The sequence below is a fragment of the Streptomyces sp. NPDC104761 genome, from assembly GCF_055583445.1.
In genome coordinates this window covers 1-1,333 of the sequence record NZ_JBVJNZ010000046.1, presented here as the reverse complement: position 1 = coordinate 1,333, position 1,333 = coordinate 1, and the positions used below count along the sequence as shown (strand labels likewise).

Here is a 1,333-nt window from a genome sequence, read left to right as displayed (position 1 = left end):
CCCCCCCCCCCCCCCCCCCCCCCCCCCCCCCCCCCCCCCCCCCCCCCCCCCCCCCCCCCCCCCCCCCCCCCCCCCCCCCCCCCCCCCCCCCCCACGACCGGTACGCATGTGGCGTTGCCGACGGCTGCCTTCGCTCCGGACAACTCCCATGCCCTGCAGTCGTTGCGGTTGCCGGGCAGGGGCCGGCCCACGGCGACGACGAGCCGTGTACCGGCGTCGATGACGGCCTGGTGGTTGGTGGCATACCGATAGTTCTTCGACTGCCCGGCCACCGTGTGGTCACGCGTGGGTACCAAGGTGCCGTCCACGATGAGCACGGTGTCCTTGCGGAAGCGTCGGCGCGGCCGTAGGGCGAGCAGCGGTGCGAGGCGGTTGATGATGCGGTCGGCCGCGGGCTTCGAGATTCCGAACAGCGGCGCCAGCTAGCGTCAAGTTGGTTCGCCAGTATGCCGCGACCAGCAGGACGCGGTTTCCAGGGGCAAGCTCCATGGCCGACCGCGCCGGGCCGCGTCCGCTCCCGCGTTTCGCATGGCGTTCATCAGTTTGCCGAAGCAGCGCGGGCTCAGCCCGGTGAACGGACCTGTCCAGGACGGCTGTGACGCCGTGCTCACACCTGCCACGAGAAGATCGTCCCACCGCGTAGTGAACTGGCCGATACGGAGGCGCATATGGAGACGGACTTGGTGAATCGCCTGGAAGAGGCGGCGGATCGTTTCGTGATCCCTCTGCGCATGAACGAAGGGTTCGATGAGCAGGCGCTCCTTCAGCTACAGGAGCAGATCGATCGCTGCGGGACGGCGTGGAGGGAAGAAACCCACGTACCGAAGCGTGCGGCGTTGATCCTCGCCGAGCTCCACCCAGCGATCGAGGCTTGCGCCTGGCTGTACGAAGGGAACATGCGTCAGCGGATCCAGGAGACAGGAGTGATGGTGTCCGAGGCAGTGATCGCTGCTCTGGACTGAGCGCCTCCCACGCCGTCGAGGTCCGTACGTGAGCAGGTGCTGGGTACCAGCGCGGTGTCGCGGGACAACTCCTAGAAGTAATCTCAATTGGCGAGCGTGCCTTCGAGTGTGAGAGCGAGGCTGCCCGGCCCAGGCGCCATGGCTTCACCGCGATGTGAGACTTGCAGCATGGACATGGGGCGGGAGTCGCGGTGGGAAAAGGATGCAATGACGGTGGAGATCGTTTTCGCCCTGGTGACTGCCGTCGCGCTGGCTGCGGCGGTCTTCGCCGTCGCTCTGAACCGTTCCGGGTTTGATCGAGACTCTAGGTCGTGACTGTGACCTGGGACTTCGTGGTTTCGCGGTAGTACTTGGTCTCGTATTCGGCGGGT

1 protein-coding gene and 2 pseudogenes are annotated in these 1,333 nt (G+C 67.1%); 2 read left to right on the top strand and 1 reads right to left on the bottom strand.

The window, feature by feature from the left end; genetic code table 11:
- Positions 1-68: 68 nt before the first annotated feature.
- Positions 69-620 (bottom strand): annotated as a pseudogene (locus tag ACZ63F_RS43015) (transposase family protein); the annotation flags it as partial.
- A 48-nt stretch (positions 621-668) separates the two neighbouring features.
- Here ACZ63F_RS43015 and ACZ63F_RS43010 point away from each other — a divergent pair.
- Both ACZ63F_RS43010 and ACZ63F_RS43005 read left to right on the top strand, forming a co-directional pair.
- A complete protein-coding gene (locus tag ACZ63F_RS43010; RefSeq protein WP_469719538.1) occupies positions 669-962 on the top strand; it encodes a hypothetical protein in 294 nt (97 codons plus the stop codon).
- Positions 963-1,130: 168 nt separating this feature from the next.
- A pseudogene (locus ACZ63F_RS43005) lies at positions 1,131-1,241 on the top strand (DUF6332 family protein); the annotation flags it as partial.
- Positions 1,242-1,333: the final 92 nt, after the last annotated feature.

Excerpts from the sequence above, each read along its gene's own strand:
- ACZ63F_RS43010 (WP_469719538.1), top strand. The coding sequence starts at position 669 with ATGGAGACGGACTTGGTGAATCGCCTGGAAGAGGCGGCGGATCGTTTC.